Genomic DNA, 17,050 nt, shown 5'->3' with positions numbered 1-17,050 from the left:
CTATATATAAGATATAAAAAACACTCTACTATTTTAATGTGTTTAATAATTATTAAATTAGTGTACATATAAACAGATGTATAGTTATTTATGGTAACTATACATTATTGTTGACAATAATATGGAAAGACTCAAACGAGATTGGAAATGGATAGTTGGAATTGGAATTTTTCTATTAATCTATTGGGTTCTTGTTCCCTACCAATATAATTTCTATTTAGAAAGAGATTTAATTGGGTTTGACCTGACTGATATGCTTGTCGTTATTGGAATTATATTCCTGATTTCCCTATTAATTTTTTACCGTTTTTTATCAATCGAAAAAGACAAAACGCTCAGAATAATGAAAGCTTTAGCATATTCTGTATTTATGGGATTTGTATATATTATTTGGATTCAAAATATCATAATTGCTTCTGGATTGTTTATTAATCAAATGACAAGTTCTGATAACTTGACAGAACGTTTTAAAATTACTTACGTTATGAAAAATGGAGGAGTTGGAATTAGGTCATTGGAAGACCAATATTTCGAAAGAACTGAAAACAAGTTTGCGGAATCTGACTTGAATAAAATAAAAGAAGGAGACACAATAAAGATAGCTTTTCAGAAAGGTGTTTTTGGAAAAAAGTATTTGAACTCTGGAAAAATAAAAATAGCTAAATAAAATACTATTGCTAACACCGTGTATAATTAATTGCTTTGGCAAGTGATTATTTGGAAAACTCCTTCGGAATTTTCTTTGGCACGTTTTTCTTTACTAAATTAGTTGCTTAACCACGCAACTTCCCATACACAAGCATGTTGTAAACAATTATGAACGAAAACGAAGACTATTTCAGAATTTCTAAAAATGGACATATTCACACCTTGAGTGACCGAATTCCATTTAACTGGAAAGAATTAATGGTTTTCTCTTCTGCTTCACTCATATTTATGATTTGGTTTCTCGGAATTGGAATTGGAATTCTTGTTGCGATTTTAACTTTAATTGGATACGTATTCTACCGATTTGCTTCCTGGATTTACTACTCGGAATTAAAAATTGACGAACAAACTGGAAAAATAACACGACTAAAAAAAATACTAGACCGAACCCAAAAAACTGAATTGATTGCGAACAAATTTGACTCAAATCGATTTGAATATTCGGAATTAACTCGGAGTGGAAAAACTAAATATTCAATGAACTATCGGACTCATAAAAAACAATGAATTATTGATTTTAAAAAACAAAACGGATAAAGAACTGATTGAAAAATACATTGCTGAAAAAATAACGGCTTACAACAATGTATAACCACTATTACGACAGATTCGACTACGTCCTAATCCATTCATAATTGCTAAAGACAGTGCTTAACTGTAAAACCATAATTTAAAACCCGTTACGAACAGTTATACGAACCTTTGTAAACAATGCAAGAAATAATTACTCTAATGTTATTAAAATAATGCTGAATGAAAAAAATAATTGCTTTATTTCTAACTATTAGTTTTTTAACTATTAGTTGCAATCAAAATCAGGATTCTAAATTTGAATTTAAGCAATGGCATAAATCTGCTAACAGAAGCCCTTTGTCCTCTACTCTTTACCCTTATGTGGAATGGAATGAGGCTATGAATATAAAAATAGGATTAACTGAAAAAAATGCGGGATTTAATTACCAATATTATCATCATCCTGTAAATGCAATTATATTCACGAAATCACCAGAATATGAAAATTATGAAATCGCGCTAAAATTATCGGAAGATAAAACTAAAGTGATTGATATCAGTTTTCTAAAATTGGAATCAGCAATTGAATAAAGCTTAATTTACAACAGTCTGTATATACACTCTTCAGTAAGTAAACGCAATATACCCGCGAGACGTTAGCAACAATTAAAGAAAAACGGAATAATTCTTGATTAATAAACTTCTTATATTTTGAACTGTAAAAACAAAATTCTATGAGAAAGATATTATTATCAGAATTTATCACGTCAGAAATTTTAAATAAGCTAATTTCAACTCATAGTAACAAGGTTATTTTATCAACTTTATTTTTTCTTTTTTCATTCCAATGTATTCTAGCGCAGTCCATTATTTCTGGAAAAATTGTCGACTCAAATAACGAACCAATACCATTTGCCCACATTCGTCTAGAAAACACCAATATAGGAACGATTTCTAACGATATTGGTGAGTTTAAATTAGTCGTGCATATTAAGAATAAGAACAAACTTCTAATTATTTCTTCATTAGGGTATAAAACAGAAAAAATAACTTTAAATAATGAACATCAAGCAATAACCTTGACTGAAGATGTTACTCAGCTAAATGAAGTTGTTATTGTTTCAAAAGATTACGCAAAAGAACTTATAGAAAAAGCAATAAATGCAATTCCAAACAACTACCCAATAGCTGATGAGAGACACACGGGTTTTTTTAGAGAAACCACTACTTGGGAAAATGAAAAAAAACCAATCTATATAAACGAAGCTGTAATAGATGCAATTAAAAAGGGTTATATTAAAAGAAACAGGTCAGGAGATGTAAAACTAGTAGAATTGCGCAAATATGAAAGTGAAGAGCTAGATTCTCTAAATTTTAGAATTTATGCTGGGAGCCACCACATACATAGATTTGATATCGTAGCTAGAAGAGAAGCTTTTCTGTCAAATACAAAAGGTTATAAATATAGAATAATCGATACATTAAGACAGAATGAAAAAGATATTTATAAGGTTCTTGTTGAAAAAAAGAACAAAAACTCTGCATACGTATATATCCAAGAAGAAACATTTGCGATAGTAAAAGCAGATATTAAATTAAACTCTGATTATGGCAATTTGGGTAATCGAGAATTTTTCAATTTTACAGTAACTTACGAGCAAGGTGAAGATAAACGATGGAGGTTTATGAATTCTTATTACAGAACAGCCTTTAAAAAGCAAGGGAAAATTCTTAACTTAACCAGCGAGTATGTAACAACAGACATTACACCTAGCAATACAAAAATTCCATACCTAGAAAGACTTCAGTTTTCTGAAATTCTGTTGGACAAAACAAAAGAATACAATCCAGACTTCTGGAATAATTATACCATAATTACACCTAATGAAATTTCAGAATCTTTATTTAAATCTGTTGATTACACTAAAGTAAATAAACAGTCTGATAATATTCCAGATTTTGTTAAAAGAATGACATTTGAGATTGGGCTGACTTGGACAGCTTTGAACACAGCATCCAATACCATAAACTATAACAATTCAGTTATTAATATTCAACAAAATAATAATGCAATAAACAAAGGTTCGGTTAGTTTTTCTACATCTATTTTTTATGCTGTTACACCAAATTTTTTGATTGGGTATGCTAACGAGAGTAAAATTTCTAGAACAGGAATTAACAGTAATGATTTTGTTATTGCAGGCAAGTTTAATTTAAACCCTAATGGAAGGCCTATAAATATTTCACCAAGACTTCATTTTGGATATCATGAACTAGGTTATTATCTTAAACAGTATAATCTTGAAGAAGATATAGAAATTGATGGAAAAGAAATCAACAGCGAAAAGGTAAGTGTATTTCTTTCTCAAAGAGGGCTTCGGGTAAAACCAGGTCTAGTTTTGTCTATAGAAAGCAGCAAACATGTAAGCTTTTTAATTTCTACGTCATATAATCTACATTTGAATCAAAAAAATGGACTAGTGTTTCGTGAAAAAGGAGAAGCTGGACTGTTTCCAAGAAAAATATTTCTTGAAAATGGACAAGAAAACTTATCCATAGAAACCAACCAAGAAAGTTTATTTGAAAATACAATTAGCATAAATGCAGGTATTGCTTTTAGATTTTGACACAAGCTGTACAAAAAAGCAGTTGCTAACAACATGTATAATTAATGGCTAATTCCAGCTTACTAACGAAAATGATTTTTATTTGCTAAATTAGGTGCTTAAACACTCACTAATCATACAGAAACACGTTAACCATAACTAAAATCAATTCTACATCTATATGATAAAAACAATAGTTGCATTATCTTTTACACTAATTACTTTTTGTTTTGTAAACGGGCAATCAAATAAATTACAAAGTTTTTATAATTATGATTCAACAATAGAACATAGAGTTGACGAAATTTTCCATGCACTAAATGACACCTCTAGAGTTGCTCAAATGATTGTAACTTCAGCAGGTGAACTAGGTAAACCTGATAAAACGATTTTAAAATTAGTTACAGAAAATAAAATTGGAGGAATTGTCTTCCTGAAAGGTTCAAAAGAAAGTCACAAAAAATTAATTAACAACATTAATTTAATAAATGAATCTAAGAAGCATTTACCGTTATTATATTCAATCGATGCAGAACCAAGTCTTTTCAACGGTAGACTTAAAGGAACTAATCCACTTATAAATACAATAGATATTAAAACGATTAATCAATCTGATTCTATTGCTAGAATTATCAATCATAATTTACTCGAAATTGGTTTTCGCCAAAATTTTGCACCTGTTACCGATATTAGCCCAGAGAATGAAGCTATTAAAAATAGGAGCTTTGGGAACGATAAAGAAAAAGTGATTGAATTAAGTAAACAGTTTATTAAAACAACTCAAGAACAAGGCATAATAGCAACTGCAAAACATTTCCCTGGTCATGGTTTAGTTAAAGGTGATACTCATAAGAAATCGGTATACATAGACGGACAATTACAAGAGTTAGATGTCTATCCACCACTCATAGAAGCTGGTGTTCTTTCTATAATGATGGCTCATATTACAATAATCAATAACCCAAAATACAATACTAATGGACTTCCTGCAAGTTGTTCAAGAAACATAGTTACAGGTTTGTTAAAAGATGAGTTAGGTTTTAAAGGACTTGTAATTACTGATGCCTTAAATATAATGAAAGCCGTTACAATAATTGACAATGCACCATTACTTGCTTCAAAAGCTGGTAACGATATGTTATTAATGCCAATTGATGAAACTAAAACCATAAATTCAATTATAAATGAAATGAAAAATGATTCTATTTATAAAAAACAGGTTTATCAATCAGTAAAGAAAATTATTCGTTTAAAATTATATTTAGGCCTGATTAAATAAATAGAAAAATCACTTTGGTTAACACCGTGTATAATTTACTATTAGTACTCGCCTACTTACATAAATACTTGCTGTTTTTCTATTCGTTTTGTATTTGCTAATTTAGTTGATAAAACATGTAACCAAACATACACAAGTACTTTAGCAAATAATACAATTGAATGAAAAAACTATTACTATTAATACTTATATTAATTTTCTCCTCTACAAGTATTTACTCTCAAAACCTTCAAGCATATACTAAAGTAAATGACACTATATTTATGTCTAACAGTTTGTCATATGCTAAACCAATAAGCATATATCTTCCAAAAGAATGGCAAGAAGATATTAACAACACATTTCCGTTAACCATAGTTTTTGATAGACAAAATAAAAATATTAATGGGCATATTATTAATACTATTGATTATTTAACAGCAACAACTCAAATACCTTCATCTATAATTATAAGCATCGATTCAAAAAGAAATAAACGCTATTTAGAAACATCGCATAAAGAAAATAATGATAAAGGTCTAATAAATCAAAATATAGATTTTTTGTTTAAGGAGTTAATTCCATATGCAGAGCGAGAATTAAAAGCCAATACATTCAGGCTTTTTATAGGGCACTCGAGATACGCTTTCTTTTCTGCAAACCTATTTGTTAATCATATAAATGATGTAACTGCTGTAATAGCTTTGGATCCATTTTTTATTGACGGAAATATCCATATTGGAAAAATTAAACAATTTTCCCAATATGGATATTAAACATCATAAATATTTTAGATATAGCTTAGGTAAAAGTAATTTTGGTGAAATTAAACCTACCGAAATTGCATTTGAAAAACTCAAAACTCAAAAAATAAATTCAAAAGGTAAATTTATACCAGAAGCATATCATAATGCTGTTCCAGGATTAACTATTGCTGATAACTTATATGATATTTATGAGTTTTGGGCAAAACAACAAAATGTACTTTATTTCAATAAATCTGAATTTAATAAAGTTGAAAACTTCAAACAAGAAGTAAAAAATCACTATGGAGATAATATTTCGTTATCATTAGGCGCGATAAATGGAATAGCAAATGCTTTTTATAATAAACAAGAATATGCAAAATCAATTGAAGCCTGGAACATCTTATTAGACTATTACCCTAATTTTAGTCAAGCTTATCTTAATATTATAAAGGCTAAAAAAAAATTGAATATTGATATACAAAAAACCATTATAGATTTTAAAACTAGTCTTAAAAAATCAAAGTTATATTCTCAAGAACAAAAAACAGAAATGTTAAGATCATTAGAATAAACATTTACTAACAATGTATATAAAACAGAAATTAAATGCCTGGAGAAACAAATATCTCTGAATTATTAAAAGGAATGACTCCAAAACTGAATATAGGAGAATACGTATTTACTACCGTAAAGAATTTAAATGCAATTAGCCGAAATGATACAGTTTGTGAATTCCAAGAAATAGAAGGCACTACTATTGTTATTGAAAGACAAAAAGCAGACGAGCTAAATTTGAGCTATGAATACATTGCATCTTGGATTACTCTTATGATTCACTCATCCCTAGAGGCAGTAGGTTTAACTGCTATATTTTCAACAGAGTTAGCTAAAAACAATATTAGTTGCAATGTAATTGCTGGATATTATCACGACCATATCTTTGTCAATAAGAAAGACTCGGAGAAAGCAATTAAAGTTTTGATGAAATTATCTGAAAACCAATAATAGACACGTAGTGTATAGAAGATAGCTAATAAGTGTTTAACCAAAAGATTAGGAATTAATTTAGTATAACCCTATAACCTATGCATATCATGTCTCTTTACGAATATTTAATTCATACTAAAACATAATGGAAATAATAAGAACAAATTCTCAAAACCCAGAATTTAAAAGACTGGTACAATCACTAAATTTAGACTTGGCAAGTAGAGACGGAAAAACTCATCCTTTATCTCAATTCAATGACATCTCCAATTTAAATTATGTTGTTATAGTATTAAAAAAAGATAAAGCAATTGGTTGCGGAGCAATCTCTGAATACGATTTTAATGCTATGGAGATTAAACGAATGTATGTATCACCAGAAGCAAGAGGTCAAAGAGTTGGAGAAAAAATTTTATCTGAATTAGAAAACTGGTCTAAAGAATTAGGCTATTCTAGATGCGTACTCTTTATGGGGTCAAAACAACCTGAAGCTAGTAAACTCTATCAAAGAAATAATTATAATCCTATAGAGAAATACGGTATATTAAAAGATATTCCAGACAGTTTATGTTTTGCAAAAGATTTATAAATAAAAACGAAACTACAATAACGTTTTATATTATTAAAACATGACTTTATAAAGAACAAATAATAAAAGAAAAAATTAAAACTACATACATCAATGTGTAAAATGTATTATCATCAATAGTTTTTATTTTAACTGTAGTTTTCTTGAAATATAAAATGGCAAATAAATAATTAGAAAATAAGGAATAAGAAAAGCCTCAACAACGAAAATATAATTAGGCCAGTCTCCTAAATAATCTAAAACAGATGCAGATAATGGTTTACTATTTAAATAAGAGTAATTTGAACCCAGCAAGTAATTTATACCAAAAACTATAAGCATATAAATATGAATTGCTAGAAATGATTTAAAGAGACTCTTTATTGTTGGTTGCATTTTAAATACAAAAGTTGCATAAAATATTATAATTAATAATCCTAAATGCACAATCCAATAACGAAAATAATCTAAGACAGGAAAACCTTCTGGTATATCTGGAGTAATAACGCCTTGAGAGGTTCCAGCAATAATCCAAAACAACAAAATCTCATACATCCAGTATTTTTTATAGTGTGTAAACACAAAAATAAAAAGCGCTATAAAACTGCAAAGAAATAATGGTAAGTCTGTTATTAAACTATAATTGCCTTTTATAATAAGATTAAGGTGATATAAAAAAACTGTTAACGAAACAAAAATACCTAATGCATGAAATAGTAACTCTTGGTGTTTTGTATTAAGTCTTTTTTTTGAAAAACGAATTAAAAGACTCCCAAGAATAAATGCTAATACTATTGGTATAATATGCTCTAAGCTTCCAATAGAAACAGGTTTTATTTTATAAAGTAATGCAATCATTAATGTAGCAATATACAAATATGTATATTATGACAATCTATGACGTTCTCTAGCTAATAACGTGTTTTTTAATAACATTGCAATTGTCATTGGACCAACGCCACCAGGAACTGGAGTAATAAAACTTGCTTTTTTACTCACATTTTCAAAGTCAACATCGCCAGTAATAACATAACCTTTTGGGTGTGTCTCATCTGGAACACGAGTAATACCTACATCAATTATTACTGCATCATCTTTTACCATTTCTGCCTTTAAGAAATTAGGCACTCCTAATGCCGATATAATAATATCTGCCTGAGAAATGATTTGTGTAATATTTTTAGTATGACTATGCGTTAATGTTACTGTAGAATTTCCAGGAAACCCTTTACGTCCCATTAAAATACTCATTGGTCTACCTACAATATGAGAACGGCCTATAACGACTGTATGTTTTCCTTTTGTATCTACACTATATCTATCTAGCAATTCTAATATCCCAAAAGGAGTTGCAGGAATAAATGTAGACATATCTAATGCCATTTTACCAAAATTAGTAGGATGAAAACCATCTACATCTTTATCTGGATGTACGGCCATTAATACTTTTTGTGTATCAATTTGTGGCGGTAACGGTAATTGAATAATGAAACCGTCAATATCATCATTAGTATTTAATTCTTCAATCTTATCTAATAATTCAATTTCACTTGTAGTGTTAGATAAACGAACCATTGTAGATTCGAAACCAATACGTTCACAAGCACGAACTTTACTTCCAACATAAGTTAAACTTGCACCATCGTTTCCAACAATAACGGCTGCTAAATGGGGAACTTTTTCTCCATTAGCTTTCATTTTTTTTACTTCTTCGGCAATTTCATCTTTAATATCATTGCTTACTTTTTTTCCGTCTAAAATTGTCATTATATTGTTGGTTGTAGTAGTTATTATTATAAATAAAAAAACACGAGGTATTACCTCATGTTTTTCATTGCTTGCATCATAGCTTTTCCTTTTCCGCCTTGCATCATCTTCATCATTTTACTCATTTGGTCAAACTGCTTTAATAACTGATTAACTTGAGTTACCGATGTTCCCGATCCTTTTCCTATACGTTTTTTACGACTAGCATTTATAATAGCTGGATTTGTTCTTTCTTTAATGGTCATAGAATGGATAATAGCTTCAATATGTTTAAAAGCATCATCATCTATATCAACATCTTTCATCATTTTTCCTGCTCCAGGAATCATACCAACAAGATCTTTCATATTACCCATTTTCTTAATTTGCTGAATCTGTTTTAAGAAATCATCAAATCCGAATTGGTTCTTAGCTATTTTCTTTTGTAATTTTCTTGCTTCTGCTTCATCAAATTGTTCTTGTGCTCTTTCTACTAAAGAGACAACATCTCCCATACCAAGAATACGATCTGCCATACGAGATGGATAGAATACATCTATTGCTTCCATCTTCTCTCCTGTACCTATAAACTTAATTGGTTTATTAACTACAGATTTAATAGAAATCGCTGCACCACCACGAGTATCACCATCTAATTTGGTAAGAATAACACCATCAAAATTTAAAACATCGTTAAATGCTTTTGCTGTATTTACAGCATCTTGACCTGTCATAGAATCTACAACAAATAATGTTTCTTGTGGTTTAATTGCTGTATGGATGTTAGAGATTTCGGTCATCATTGCTTCATCTACAGCTAAACGACCAGCGGTATCAATAATAACAACATTATGTCCATTTTCTTTTGCGTGAGCAATACCTGCTTGCGCAATTGCTACGGGATCGTTATTACCTTTATCACTATATACATCAACCTTAATTTGATCTCCTACAACATGTAATTGATCTACTGCAGCAGGACGATAAACATCACAAGCTACTAGTAAAGGTTTTTTTGTTTTTTTACTTTTTAAGAAATTGGCTAATTTACCAGAGAATGTTGTTTTACCAGAACCTTGTAAACCGGACATTAAAATTACTGTTGGTGCTCCAGATAGATTTAAACCTTCTGCATCGCCACCCATAAGTTCGGTTAGCTCATCTTTAACGATTTTAACCATTAATTGCCCTGGCTGCAATGTTGTTAATACATTTTCGCCTAGTGCTTTTTCTTTTACTCTATTAGTAAATTCCTTAGCAATTTTAAAGTTAACATCGGCATCTAAAAGTGCTCGACGTACCTCTTTTAGAGTCTCGGCAACATTAACTTCTGTAATGCTTCCATGACCTTTTAATACGTGTAACGCTTTATCTAACTTCTCACTTAAATTATTAAACATAGTTCTCTTTTCTTTTTAAGAGTTGCAAAAATAAGAATTTGAAGCGTATTTTTAAAGTTTAAACTACAATAATTAAATCAAAAAAAGAGCTGCTAAAACTAGCAACTCTTTCTTAATAATAACTAAACAAACAAAGTTATTATGGCATTATTTTGTTATGCGAATTAAATACAATCTCTATCTAGAACTAATTCGTTGTTACTATCATTAACATCATGAAAAATCATTTGCTCTGCAGTACATTCTACAACTTTAAAAGAGCCATTTAGTATTTGAATATTACCTCCTGGGATATTTGAAAATTCAACAATTACATAATCTCCATCTTGAGATGTTGACCAATTTCCTGTATAAGAATCATTATCAGATTCAATAATTAAATCTTGGTTATCCATAAAACTCATATTAAAAATATTGAAACTCGTACCGCCTTGGTAGCTTGTAATTGTCCATTCGCATTCCATTAAAATATTATCTACTTCTGTTTCTGTACATCCTGATCCGGGAATATTACCTCCACAATCACTTAATAGCAATTCTATTGGAAAAACCTCAAATTCAGAATCATTACCAACTATTTGCACTCTAACATAAATTGTTTGAGGTGAAGCTAAATTTGTATAAGCTTCTGGATTAGCAAGAGCATTGGCATTTGCATCTGCATCTGCTTCTGTTATATGATATGTTAATTCGAAATTAGGAGTATTACAGTTATCGAAAGCTGTTGTTAAATTATATACCTCAAAGCCATCATTACCTTCATCACACTTTTCAATTACTGCATCAAAACTTGCAAAACAATCAAAAGGCGAATTGTTATTATTGTCACAGTCTTGTTCTAAAACCATTGTATTATTTCCAGATTCAAATTGAAATCTATCATCATCACATTCTACAAGTAACCAACTTACTCCGAAATCTTCAAAATTAGTATCTAAATGTAAAAATATATCGTCTCCGTCTTGTGCAACAGACCATGATCCTTCTCCAATTGCTTGATTATCTTGTGTAATTACAAAATTATAATTAGCATCAAATTCTAACTCAAACCCTTCAAATTCTGGAAAACTAGTATAAGCAGCAATAATCCATTCGCATTCTTTTAAAGCTAACGCTACAGTCTCTTCATCACAATCTAATTCATCATCATCATTCCAATCATTATCATCATCTTCATCGCAATCATCTTCAGCATCTATAATCACAGCTTCTAGTTCTTGATTACTATTTACCTCAACTGTAGACCCATCACTTAAAATCATTGTGATTGGGAAATTTAAACTAGCTAATACTCCATTTTCTAAGCTTTCTATAAAATCGTAAAGAGCTTCATCATTTTCAACAGTAATTGTATCTGTAACCTGAAAAGTAGAATCGTATATAGAAATACTTATTGGATACTGAAAATCAATACATTCTATATCATCATCATCTTCATTTTCGCCATTACATAATTCTACTTGGGCTTCTAATTCTGCTTGATTATTAATTACAATTTCTGTATAATCATTTAAGATTACCGTAATAGGGAAAGTAATTACAACCTCATCATTATCATTACTAAATGCATCTAAAAGCTCTTCTAAAGCATCATAGTCTGTATAACTTTCAATAGTTATTGTTACACCATTTGCTGTTACTGTTACAGGCAATAATACTTCTAAACAATTAGCATAATCAATAATATTATCTCCAGAGCCATCATTTAACGTTGTTCTGCTCATTAAATCTGCAGCTGTAGAATTGGCTTCAATAATTTCTTCTTGAGGGTTTGTAATATCTGTTTCTTCTGTTTGGCAGGATACCATTAATGCCAAAACAATAAAAGGCAGAAAAAATAGTTTTTTTAAATTCATAATTTCAAAGGTTGATTTCATAATAATGTTTTTAAATTAATTTTTCTTTTTCAAAGCATTTTTTTCCTCGCTTCAATTATAAGACAGGTTACTTTTAAAATTTCCTACCTATTGATAAAAAAAAATTATATTTAAATAAATAAAAGACTAATTTGACTCGACTATGAGTAAACATATTTATAAAGACATTTGTGAAGAATTCAGATTTCAAGCATTCTATAATAAGCATTCTAAAGACTTACACAATTTCTTATACTATAAATTTGGTGAACAAATAAGCCCCAAAGACAAAACTCAAGAAGCTTTTATAAAATTATGGGAGAACTGTAAAAAAATAACTCCTGAAAAAGTAAAAAGCTACCTATATAGCACAGCAAACAACTTGACATTAAACGAAATAGCGCATCAAAAAGTAGTTTTAAAATACACAAAGATTAAACCTATAAACTACTCTAATGAATCTCCAGAGTTTTTAATGGAAGAAAATGAATATAGAGAAAAATTACAAAAAGCAATTGCTAATTTAACAGAACCCCAGCGCGTTGCCTTTTTAATGAATAGAGTTGAAGGTAAACGATTTAAAGAAATTGCAGAAATTTTAGATATTAGTACAAAAGCTGTTGAAAAACGTATTTATGGAGCTTTAAAAAAATTACGAAAAGAAATTGATGGTATATAGCTCTATTACATAAAACATAAAATTATTTTTTTTATCAATAGGTAGGAAATTTTAAAAGTATCCTGTCTTATACACGAAGATAGTTATGGAAAAAGAAGAATTAATAAAAAAATGGTTAGATAATGACTTAAGTCCTGAAGAACTTAAAGCTTTTAAGGCACTTGAGGACTACGAGTCATTAATAAAGCTATCAAGCTTTACTAAAGAATATAAAGCACCTGACTTTGACGCAGAAGCTACATTTAATACAATTTCACATAAGATTGGATGTAAAAAACAATCTTCTAAAAATTGGTTAAATCCATTACTTAAAGTTGCAGCTATTCTAGCGATCTGTTTATCTACTTATTATTACACGACCACTTTAGACACAAACTACAGAACAGAATTAGCACAAAAAACCAATGTAGAGTTACCCGATTTATCAATAGTGAATTTAAATGCATTGTCTAAAATTACATTCAATAAAAAAAACTGGAAAAAAAATAGAGAGGTGCTACTTGAAGGAGAAGCTTTTTTTAAAGTAGCAAAAGGAAGTACGTTTCACGTTAAAACAGAAAATGGCATTGTTTCAGTTTTAGGAACCCAATTTAATGTAAAACAACGTTTAAATTATTTTGAAGTTATTTGTTATGAAGGTTTAGTTGAGGTTGCATATAATAATTTGAAAATGAAACTTAAACCTGGCGAATCCTTTTTATCATTAAACAAAAAAACAACAAAAGCCAATATAATTACTAATAGTGAACCTTATTGGTTAAATAATATGAGTGCATTCAAAAGTGTGCCTTTAGCTAATGTTTTAAATGAATTTGAAAGACAGTATGATGTTATTATTGATGCTTCAAAAATTGACACTTCAAAAATTTATACTGGTAAATTCACTCATAATAATATTGAAATTGCTATAAAAGCAATCACTCAACCATTACAATTAAACTATACTAAAAAGAATAATACCATTATATTGTCGCTTGATTAAATTTACAAAACTTACCCTATTTGTATTTTTTTTTGGTTGCTTTACTGTTTTTTCTCAAGACAAAAAACAACCATTAGCAGAGGTATTGAATATAATAGAACAAAAATTCAAAGTCAATTTTTCTTATGCAGATGCTGATATAAATAACATTAATATTGTTTATATCGATGCGAACGATTTAGATACTATTTTAGTCTCATTAGAAAAGCAAACCAAACTTATTTTCAACAAATTAAACAATGAATTTATAACGATCTCTAACTATAGAAGAGACTCTGAAAGTTTTAATTTTCAAAAGTTAGAAAATGTTGTTATTTCAAACTATTTAACTACTGGAATTTACAAAAATAATACAGGAAGTATTACTATAAAGCCAAGTCAATTTGGTATTCTACCGGGATTAATTGAACCTGATGTTTTACAAACTATACAATCACTTCCGGGTGTTTTAAGCGCAGACGAAACTATTTCAAATATAAATATTCGCGGAGGCACGCATGATCAAAACCTATTGTTATATGATGGTATAAAAATGTATCAATCTGGTCATTTTTTTGGATTAATATCTGCTTTTAATCCCTATCTAACTAATAATGTTTCTGTGTATAAAAATGGAACTAGCGCAAAATATGGCGATGGTGTTTCTAGTGTTATTGATATGAGATTATCAGACAATTTAAATCAAAAACATGATAGTGGTTTAGGTATTAATTCTATTAATGTAGATGGTTTTGCTTTACTACCTTTAAGTAAAAAAACAGAACTACAAATTGCTGCAAGACGCTCTATAACAGATATTGTAAACACGCCTACATATAATCAATATTTCGAACGTATATTTCAAGATTCTGATTTAACTAACGAAGACGATGCCTCAATTTCAAAAAATGAAAACTTTTATTTTTACGATTTATCATTAAAATTTTTATATGATATTTCTAAAAAAGATAAACTTCGATTCAATTTTCTTAATATATATAATGCCTTAAATTATGAAGAACAAGCAATAATAAGCTCTATAAATGAAGCTTCAGAAAGTAAATTAAAACAAAAAAGTATTGTTTCTGGTATAAGCTATCAACGTCATTGGAATAATAAGATTAGTACTGATGTTCAATTTTATTATTCAAATTATGACTTAGATGCTATTAATTATGACATTTTAAATGATCAACGTTTAATTCAAGAAAACAAAGTCATTGATAATGGTTTTAAATTTGAAGCTAATTATAATTTCAACAAACATATTAATCTAAACGCTGGATTTCAATTTTCAGAAATTGGTATTAGTAACCTAGAAGATGTTAATAACCCTTTATTTAGAAGTTCTATAAAACGTGTTATTAGAAGTTATGCCGGCTATATGGAAGTCAATTATTTCTCTAAAAATAAAAGTACCTTATTAAAAATTGGCGTTAGAGATAATTATTATAGGAAGTTTAATATGCATATAGTAGAGCCTCGCTTACATTTTAGTCAACAATTTTTAAAACATTTCAGAGCAGAAATCTCAGGTGAATATAAAAGTCAAAGTACCTCGCAAATTATAGATTTACAAAATGATTTCTTAGGAATAGAAAAACGGAGATGGGTTTTAGCAAACAATACAACGATTCCAATTATTAAAAGTAAACAAACTAGTTTAGGCGTAAGTTATAATAAAAATAAGCTCTTAATTAGTGCTGAAGCTTATATAAAACAAGTAGATGGAATTACTACTAGAAGTCAAGGTTTCCTTAATCAATATCAATTTGTAAACGCTATTGGTGGCTATCAAATAAAAGGTGTAGATTTTTTAATTAACAAGCAATTTAATAACCAGTTTAATGCCTGGTTAAGTTATAGTTATAGTTCTAATTTATACACTTTCAACACCTTAAACAATGGAAAAAGCTTTCCTAATAATGTAGATATAAGACATGTTATAAATTTCGCGAGTACTTATACTTTAAAAAAATTAAAAATAGGATTGGGCTTCAATTGGCATTCAGGAAAACCTAATACTGCACCAATAGCTACTAATCCAATTTTTGATAATTCAATTAATTACCAAGCACCAAATAGTAGTCGTTTAGATGATTATTTAAGAGCAGATTTTTCGACTACATATCAATTTAAACTATACAATAAAAAAGCAATTATTGGTGCTTCTATATGGAATATTCTAAATAAAAAGAACACTATTAATAGTTATTATATAATAAATAATGAAACAGTATCTAAAGTAGAAAACATATCACTTGGATTGACACCAAATATTAGTTTTAGAGTCTCTTTTAATTAAATACTAATACAATTTTAAACTTGTACACTAAAAAAAGAGCTATCACAAATAATAGCTCTTCCAACTTAGTAACCAACTAAAGAAAGTAATATGGCATTACTTTATTTTCTTATACTACTAAAACAATTTACTTTTAAAAATTCCTAATCCTATATTCATTTTTTTTACATTTATGCAATCTAAAAAATACCAATGGCAAAAAAATTGCATGAGAATATTTGTGAAGAAGCCCTTTTTAATAGTTTATTTAAAAAGTATTCTAATGACCTTTACAATTTCTTACACTATAGATATGGAGAGTATTTAAACCCAAAAGATAAAACCCAAGAAGCCTTTATTAAATTATGGGAAAATTGTAAAAAAGTAACTCCCAGCAAGGCTAAAAGTTTTTTATTTACGATTGGAAATAATTTAATGCTCAATGAAGTAAAGCATCAAAAAGTTGTTTTAAATTATCAAAAAAACAAACCTAAATCGCATACACATGAATCTCCAGAATTTTTAATGGAAGAAGGTGAATACATGCAGAAATTACAAAAAGCTATTTCTAACTTAACTGAAGCCCAACGTACAGCTTTTTTATTAAGTAGAGTAGAAGGAAAAAGACATAAAGAAATTGCCGAATTATTAAACATTAGTACCAAAGCAGTAGAAAAACGTATTTATGGTGCGTTAAAAAAACTACGTGAAACTATTTCTGAATTATAATTTTCT

Annotated in this window: 16 protein-coding genes; 12 read left to right on the top strand and 4 right to left on the bottom strand. The window is 28.8% G+C overall.

Annotated elements, in window-relative coordinates; all coding sequences use genetic code 11:
• The first annotated feature begins 343 nt into the window (after positions 1-343).
• The 8 genes from Q0997_RS14060 to Q0997_RS14025 all read left to right on the top strand — a co-directional run bounded on the left by Q0997_RS14060 (position 344) and on the right by Q0997_RS14025 (position 7,410).
• Complete coding sequence (locus tag Q0997_RS14060; RefSeq protein WP_299889930.1) at positions 344-667, top strand: hypothetical protein; 324 nt, start codon at positions 344-346, stop codon at positions 665-667.
• Positions 668-1,461: 794 nt separating this feature from the next.
• Entirely contained in the window at positions 1,462-1,812 is a 351-nt protein-coding gene (locus Q0997_RS14055) for a hypothetical protein (RefSeq protein ID WP_299889929.1), read from the top strand.
• A 143-nt stretch (positions 1,813-1,955) separates the two neighbouring features.
• Positions 1,956-3,848 (top strand): carboxypeptidase-like regulatory domain-containing protein, encoded by a 1,893-nt coding sequence (locus Q0997_RS14050; protein WP_299889927.1) that lies wholly within the window; start codon positions 1,956-1,958, stop codon positions 3,846-3,848.
• Between the two features lie 160 nt (positions 3,849-4,008).
• On the top strand, positions 4,009-5,106 hold the full coding sequence (locus Q0997_RS14045; protein ID WP_299889926.1) for a glycoside hydrolase family 3 N-terminal domain-containing protein: 1,098 nt from the start codon (positions 4,009-4,011) through the stop codon (positions 5,104-5,106).
• A 161-nt stretch (positions 5,107-5,267) separates the two neighbouring features.
• The gene (locus Q0997_RS14040; protein WP_299889924.1) at positions 5,268-5,861 is read left to right on the top strand and encodes an alpha/beta hydrolase-fold protein; all 594 of its coding nucleotides are present in this window, start codon (positions 5,268-5,270) and stop codon (positions 5,859-5,861) included.
• Positions 5,851-6,405 (top strand): hypothetical protein, encoded by a 555-nt coding sequence (locus Q0997_RS14035; protein ID WP_299889922.1) that lies wholly within the window; start codon positions 5,851-5,853, stop codon positions 6,403-6,405. The genes Q0997_RS14040 and Q0997_RS14035 overlap by 11 nt, the downstream gene beginning before the upstream one ends.
• 35 nt (positions 6,406-6,440) lie before the next feature.
• The gene (locus Q0997_RS14030; protein WP_299889920.1) at positions 6,441-6,839 is read left to right on the top strand and encodes an ACT domain-containing protein; all 399 of its coding nucleotides are present in this window, start codon (positions 6,441-6,443) and stop codon (positions 6,837-6,839) included.
• A 127-nt stretch (positions 6,840-6,966) separates the two neighbouring features.
• Positions 6,967-7,410 carry a GNAT family N-acetyltransferase gene (locus Q0997_RS14025; RefSeq protein ID WP_299889918.1) on the top strand — a complete coding sequence of 148 codons (444 nt, stop codon included), beginning with the start codon at positions 6,967-6,969 and terminating at the stop codon, positions 7,408-7,410.
• 123 nt (positions 7,411-7,533) lie between these two features.
• Here Q0997_RS14025 and Q0997_RS14020 read toward each other — a convergent pair whose 3' ends face one another.
• From Q0997_RS14020 to Q0997_RS14005, 4 genes are all read right to left on the bottom strand, one after another.
• Positions 7,534-8,247, bottom strand: a complete 714-nt coding sequence (locus Q0997_RS14020) for a TIGR02206 family membrane protein (protein WP_299889916.1) — start codon at positions 8,245-8,247, stop codon at positions 7,534-7,536.
• A 27-nt stretch (positions 8,248-8,274) separates the two neighbouring features.
• Positions 8,275-9,156 carry a bifunctional 5,10-methylenetetrahydrofolate dehydrogenase/5,10-methenyltetrahydrofolate cyclohydrolase gene (locus tag Q0997_RS14015; protein ID WP_299889914.1) on the bottom strand — a complete coding sequence of 294 codons (882 nt, stop codon included), beginning with the start codon at positions 9,154-9,156 and terminating at the stop codon, positions 8,275-8,277.
• A 50-nt stretch (positions 9,157-9,206) separates the two neighbouring features.
• On the bottom strand, positions 9,207-10,535 hold the full coding sequence (ffh, locus tag Q0997_RS14010) for a signal recognition particle protein (protein ID WP_299889913.1): 1,329 nt from the start codon (positions 10,533-10,535) through the stop codon (positions 9,207-9,209).
• 164 nt (positions 10,536-10,699) lie between these two features.
• A complete protein-coding gene (locus tag Q0997_RS14005) occupies positions 10,700-12,412 on the bottom strand; it encodes a hypothetical protein (protein WP_299889911.1) in 1,713 nt (570 codons plus the stop codon).
• Between the two features lie 142 nt (positions 12,413-12,554).
• On the opposite strand from Q0997_RS14005, the gene Q0997_RS14000 reads away from it, so the two are divergent.
• The 4 genes from Q0997_RS14000 (at position 12,555) to Q0997_RS13985 (ending at position 17,044) form a co-directional block, all read left to right on the top strand.
• Complete coding sequence (locus tag Q0997_RS14000) at positions 12,555-13,070, top strand: sigma-70 family RNA polymerase sigma factor (protein ID WP_299889910.1); 516 nt, start codon at positions 12,555-12,557, stop codon at positions 13,068-13,070.
• An 85-nt stretch (positions 13,071-13,155) separates the two neighbouring features.
• A complete protein-coding gene (locus tag Q0997_RS13995) occupies positions 13,156-14,052 on the top strand; it encodes a FecR family protein (RefSeq protein ID WP_299889908.1) in 897 nt (298 codons plus the stop codon).
• Positions 14,045-16,336 carry a TonB-dependent siderophore receptor gene (locus Q0997_RS13990; RefSeq protein WP_299889906.1) on the top strand — a complete coding sequence of 764 codons (2,292 nt, stop codon included), beginning with the start codon at positions 14,045-14,047 and terminating at the stop codon, positions 16,334-16,336. The genes Q0997_RS13995 and Q0997_RS13990 overlap by 8 nt, the downstream gene beginning before the upstream one ends.
• Before the next feature lie 192 nt (positions 16,337-16,528).
• On the top strand, positions 16,529-17,044 hold the full coding sequence (locus Q0997_RS13985) for a sigma-70 family RNA polymerase sigma factor (RefSeq protein ID WP_299889904.1): 516 nt from the start codon (positions 16,529-16,531) through the stop codon (positions 17,042-17,044).
• Positions 17,045-17,050 lie beyond the last annotated feature (6 nt).

This window comes from uncultured Lacinutrix sp. (assembly GCF_947500325.1).
In the GTDB taxonomy this organism is placed as follows: Bacteria; Bacteroidota; Bacteroidia; order Flavobacteriales; family Flavobacteriaceae; genus Lacinutrix.
The sequence above is the reverse complement of the archived record's forward strand: the minus strand, read 5'-3'. Positions and strand labels throughout refer to the sequence as shown.